The organism is Sphingopyxis sp., from assembly GCF_036402335.1.
In the GTDB taxonomy this organism is placed as follows: domain Bacteria; phylum Pseudomonadota; class Alphaproteobacteria; order Sphingomonadales; family Sphingomonadaceae; genus Sphingopyxis.
Window position 1 is genome coordinate 1 of record NZ_DASWTD010000217.1, and the last position, 5,267, is coordinate 5,267.

Here is a 5,267-nt window from a genome sequence, read left to right on the forward strand (position 1 = left end):
AAGCGAGCGCCGCTTTGACCGCCGCGACGGCATCGTTCGCCGCGCCGCCGTCAGGCCCGCCGCCCTGCGCCGCGACCGCCGCCTTGACGAGGTCGACCGCACTCAGGCTGCCCGCCTTGTCGTCGGTGACGCCGACCGCGACCGACGCACGGCCGTCATTGACCGCAACGAGCATCGCAACACCGCTGCCAACCTGCTTCTTGAGCCCGTCGACCGTACCACGAAGCTCCTTGGGGTCGAGCCCGTCGACGACCTGCGCGACGAAGGCGATATCGCCGACCTGCTCGACCGCCGGGCCGCTCGCCGCGCCGCTACCACCGCCCATCGCGAGCGCCTTCCTGGCGTCGGCCAGCTCGCGCTCGGCCTTCTTCAGCGCCTCGGCCAATTGCGCAACGCGCGCCGGCACATCGTCGGGCGAGGTCTTGAGCGCCGCCGCTGCGGCCTTCAACGCGTCGTCGCGGCCATTCAGCCACACGCGCGCCGCGTCGCCCGTCAACGCCTCGATACGCCGCACGCCCGAAGAGACCGCGCTTTCGCTGATGATCTTGAACAGCGCGATGTCGCCAAGCGCCCGCACATGCGTCCCGCCGCAAAGCTCGACCGAATAATGATGATCGTCCGCGGCACCCATGCTGAGCACGCGGACCTCGTCGCCATATTTCTCACCGAACAGCGCCAGCGCGCCTGCGGCAACCGCGTCGTCCGGCGTCATCAGCCGCGTCGTCACGGCTTCGTTGCCGCGGATCTGGGCATTCACGTCCGCTTCGATATCCGCGATTTCCTCGGCGCTCAGCGCCTTCGGGTGCGAAAAGTCGAAACGGAAACGGTCCTCGGCAACCAGGCTGCCCTTCTGCGTCACATGTCCGCCCAGCCGGTCACGCAGCGCCGCGTGCAGCAGGTGCGTCGCGCTGTGATTGGCCCGAATCCGGTCCCGCCGCGCAGCGTCGACGGTGAGTTGCACCGTATCTCCGACCTTGAGACTGCCTGCCTCCAGCCTGGCATGATGCGCGTGCAACCGCCCGAGCGGCTTGCCCGTGTCGCTCACCGACGCCCTGGCACCTTCCAGCGTCGCGATCGTGCCGCTGTCGCCCATCTGGCCGCCGCTTTCGCCATAGAAAGGCGTCTGGTTGGTCAGCACGACGATTTCGTCGCCCGCCGTCGCTTCGGCGATCGAGGTACCGTCTTTCACGAGTGCAATCACCGTGCCTTCACCCGACGTCGCGCCATAACCGGTGAACTCGGTCCCGCCCTGCGTTTCGGCGATGTCGTACCAGATTTCGTCCGACGCCTTTTCGCCGCTGCCCTTCCACGCCGCACGCGCTGCCGCCTTCTGCTGCGCCATCGCGGCATCGAAGCCCGCGCGGTCGACCGCGATATCCTGCGTGCGCAGCGCGTCCTCGGTCAAATCATAGGGGAAGCCGTAGGTATCATAGAGCTTGAACGCGACCTCACCGGGCAGCGTTGCTCCCGCACCCATGCCGACAGTCGCCTCGTCGAGCAGCCGCAGGCCCTTGTCCAACGTTTGGCGGAACTTGGTCTCCTCGCGCTCCAGCGTCTCGGCGATCAGCGGTTGAGCACGGATCAGTTCGGGATAGGCGGCGCCCATCTCGGCGGTCAGCGACGGCAGCAGCCGGTACATCAGCGGATCCTTGGCACCGAGCAGATGCGCGTGACGCATCGCCCGGCGCATGATCCGGCGCAGGACATAGCCGCGACCTTCGTTCGACGGCAGCACGCCATCGGCGACGAGGAAGCTCGATGCGCGCAAATGATCGGCGATCACGCGGTGGCTCGCCTGCGTTGCGCCCTCGGCCGGGACGCCGGTCAGGTCGACCGACGCGGCGATCAGTGCCTTGAACGTGTCGGTGTCGTAATTGTCGTGAACGCCCTGCAGCACCGCGGCGATACGCTCGAGCCCCATGCCGGTGTCGATGCTGGGACGCGGCAGGTCGATCCGGTCGCCCGGCCCGCGCTGATCATACTGCATGAATACGAGATTCCAGATTTCGACGAAGCGGTCGCCGTCTTCTTCGGGCGATCCCGGGGGGCCGCCCCAGATATGGTCGCCATGGTCATAAAAGATTTCGCTGCACGGCCCGCATGGTCCCGTGTCGCCCATCGACCAGAAATTGTCGCTCGTCGCGATGCGGATGATGCGCTCTTCCGGCAGGCCGGCGATCTTCTTCCACAGCTCGAACGCCTCGTCGTCGGTGTGATAGACGGTGACCGTCAGCCGCTCGGGCGCGAGGCCCCAGGTTTTGGTGATCAGCGTCCAGGCGTGGTGGATCGCCTGTTCCTTGAAATAGTCGCCGAAGGAGAAATTCCCCAGCATTTCGAAGAAAGTATGGTGGCGCGCGGTAAAGCCGACATTGTCGAGATCGTTGTGCTTGCCCCCGGCGCGCACGCACTTCTGCGACGAGACCGCCGTCTTGTACGGCCGCGTTTCGAGGCCCGTGAAGACATTCTTGAACGGCACCATGCCCGCGTTGACGAACATCAACGTCGGATCATTATACGGCACCAGCGGCGCCGAGGGTTCGATATGGTGCCCGGCTCCCCCGAAATAGTCGAGGAACGAACGGCGAATGTCATTGGTCGATGTCATGCGCGCGAATTAGGCATTTTGCGGCGATGCGACAAGGTGATTAGTGTCGATGACCGTCATCGCTGTGATCGGTCAGAAATTGGTGGCGATCCCCTTGCCCAGATAGCAGGGGAGCTGCCGCAGGACATCGGCCTTGGGAACCCCGTCCTCGATCAGGTCACCGGGGACTTCGGACGTATCGGTTCGCACCACCGTCCAGTCATCGGCGGGTGTGGCGCGGTGAACCACGACATAACCGCAATCCATCGTCCTGTCCTTGCGATCGCCGCGGAAATCGAAAGCGGCATAGAGGCCCGCCGGCTGCCCCGCGGGATCAAGGTACCAGCTGAGCCGCAGCAGACGGATCTGCCCATCGGCCCACAGGGCAGCGCGCTTACGGAGGTTCATTTCCCATTCGAGCCGCGGGCTCGATGCCTGGAGCGACAGGCGCAGCATGGCATAGGCTGCATCGTAATCGCGGCGTTCGAGCGCGAGCCTATATTCGGCGAACCGGTCGACTGCCCCCTCCTCGTCGGACGGCGATGGCTTGAATGCCGTATCTGCGGGGGCGACAATCTCGCGCTCCACCTCGGGCGCGAGCGCCGGCGGCGCGGCGTGGGCAACGGGACCGCCGAAAATAAGGGCGGATGCGGCCAGCAGGGTGCGCCGGCTGCCCCGAAACTCAATAGCCATAATAGGCGCCGCCTTTTTCGCGCGCGCGCTGCCAGGCCGGCCGGACGTGGCACGCGTTCACAAAGCCGGCGAGCTTGGGATAGCGCGGCGCCATGCCCTGCATGATCGCTATCTCGGCAGGAAAGCTCAGCATGATGTCGGCCGCCGACAGGCGGTCGCCGATGAAGTGGCCATTCTCCCCGACGCGGCTTTCCATATAGGCGAAATGCGAATCGAGTTGCTGCGAAATACGCGGCTCGATCGGCGCGGCGGCTTCGCCGAGGCGCGCGGTATAGATGCGCAGCAGGATCGGCGTCATCGCCGACCCTTCGGCGAAATGCAGCCATTCAAGGTGGCTGATATGATCATCGGTCCCCCGCTCGGGAACGAGCGCGCCGCCACCGTGCCGCTCGCACAGATATTCGGTGATCGCGCCCGATTCGGTAATAACCCGTCCATTATCTTCGATCACCGGCGACTTGCCGAGCGGATGGACCGCGATCAGCTCGGGCGGTGCAAGATTGGTCACCGGATCGCGGTCGTAAAACCTGATCTCGTATGGCGCGCCGATTTCCTCGAGCAACCACAGGATGCGCTGCGAGCGGCTGTTGTTCAGATGATGGACGATCAGGCTCATGGCACTCTCCTTGGATAGTCAATTCTTGCAGGGGCCGTTGCGGTCGATCAGCGCGGCAAGTTCGCGCACCAGCTTCGCGCCGACGATCGCGGTGACATCGCCGATATCGCGGCCGGGGTGGAGCTCGACGATATCGGCCCCAACGATCGGCGCCGTCTGTTTGCGCAATACGGCCAGTATCTCGCGGACCGTCAATCCCCCGGGCTCGGGATGTGCGACGCCCGGAGCCGCCGAGGGGTCGAGTCCGTCGAGGTCGATCGAGATGTAGAGCGGTCCCTCGAGCACCGGCACCATATCGGGCGTGAAGTCCATCATGGGGATGATCTCGACGCCAAACCGCGCCGCCTGCTCGCGGCAGTGGGTGTTGAGCGTGCGGATGCCGACCTGAACCAGCCGCTTGGCATGGCCCGCCTCGCAGATGCGCGCAAAGGGCGAGGCATGGCTGCGCGGATTGCCGCCGAAATCGTCGTAGAGGTCGGGGTGCGCGTCGAAGTGGAGGATCGTCACGGGGCCGTGGCATGTCGCTGCGGCTTCGACGAGCGGTAAACTCACGGCATGATCGCCGCCGAGGGCGAGCGGAATTTCCCCATCTTCGCGCACGATCGCCAGATAGCGGCGGATCGTAGCGTCGTCGTGCAGGGTGTTTTCGGTCAGCGGCAGGTCGCCGTCGTCGGTGAGTGCGATATCGGCACCGACCTCGGGACCGAGTTCGCTCGCCATATTGCCGCGGTCGCTCCACAACGCGGCGCGGATCGCCGCGGGACCGGCGGCGGCGCCGCGCTCGAAACTGCTGTTGATATCGGTGGGCAGGCCGAAAAGACGGATCGCGGGCATCCGCCGCTTGTAGCCGCTGCCAAGGTCCGTGCAAGAAGCAACGGCTGCGCCAGGTTCAACGGCGGGCGGGCCGACCTGCTTGGGAGAGGGGAGCGCAGGTCAAAGGGGCTGGTGGCCCGCCGCCGTCGGCCGGCCGGTTCAAGCAAGGCGAACCGGCCGGATGGCAATCGCCATCAATTGTCGTCGTCGCCCTCGTCGTCGGGGCCAGCCATCATTTCCTCGGCTACCGCGTCTGTACGGCCGCGGATTGCGGCTTCGAGCCGTTCGCGCAGTTCGGGGTTATCGGTCAGGAAGGTCTTCGCATTCTCGCGGCCCTGCCCGATGCGGATCGAGTCATAGCTGAACCAGGCACCCGATTTTTCGACGAGGCCGGCCTTGACGCCGATATCGAGAATCTCGCCGATCTTTGAAATACCCTGCCCGTACATGATGTCGAATTCGACCTGTTTGAACGGCGGCGCGACCTTGTTCTTCACCACTTTCACGCGCGTGGTGTTGCCGACGATCTCGTCGCCATTCTTGATCTGGCCGGTGCGACGG

General features: G+C 65.2%; 4 protein-coding genes and 1 pseudogene. All 5 read right to left on the bottom strand.

Features of this window, described 5'->3' with window-relative positions; translation table 11 throughout:
- Window positions 1–2,605, bottom strand: a 2,605-nt coding sequence (gene alaS, locus VGD20_RS06770) for an alanine--tRNA ligase (protein ID WP_331133720.1), incomplete at its 3' end; no start/stop codon positions are given.
- A 72-nt stretch (window positions 2,606–2,677) separates the two neighbouring features.
- Window positions 2,678–3,277: a hypothetical protein gene (locus VGD20_RS06775; protein WP_331133721.1), complete on the bottom strand. Its 600-nt coding sequence runs from the start codon at window positions 3,275–3,277 to the stop codon at window positions 2,678–2,680.
- The gene (locus tag VGD20_RS06780; RefSeq protein WP_331133722.1) at window positions 3,267–3,893 is read right to left on the bottom strand and encodes a glutathione S-transferase; all 627 of its coding nucleotides are present in this window, start codon (window positions 3,891–3,893) and stop codon (window positions 3,267–3,269) included. The genes VGD20_RS06775 and VGD20_RS06780 overlap by 11 nt, the downstream gene beginning before the upstream one ends.
- A gap of 18 nt (window positions 3,894–3,911) precedes the next feature.
- Window positions 3,912–4,727, bottom strand: a complete 816-nt coding sequence (gene speB / locus VGD20_RS06785; RefSeq protein ID WP_331133723.1) for an agmatinase — start codon at window positions 4,725–4,727, stop codon at window positions 3,912–3,914.
- A gap of 173 nt (window positions 4,728–4,900) precedes the next feature.
- Window positions 4,901–5,267, bottom strand: a pseudogene (locus tag VGD20_RS06790) (DNA recombination/repair protein RecA); the annotation flags it as partial.

Bases quoted from the DNA above. Each gene is read 5' to 3' on its own strand.
- speB (WP_331133723.1), bottom strand. From the start codon at position 4,727: ATGCCCGCGATCCGTCTTTTCGGCCTGCCCACCGATATCAACAGCAGT.
- VGD20_RS06775 (WP_331133721.1), bottom strand. From the start codon at position 3,277: ATGGCTATTGAGTTTCGGGGCAGCCGGCGCACCCTGCTGGCCGCATCC.
- VGD20_RS06780 (WP_331133722.1), bottom strand. From the start codon at position 3,893: ATGAGCCTGATCGTCCATCATCTGAACAACAGCCGCTCGCAGCGCATC.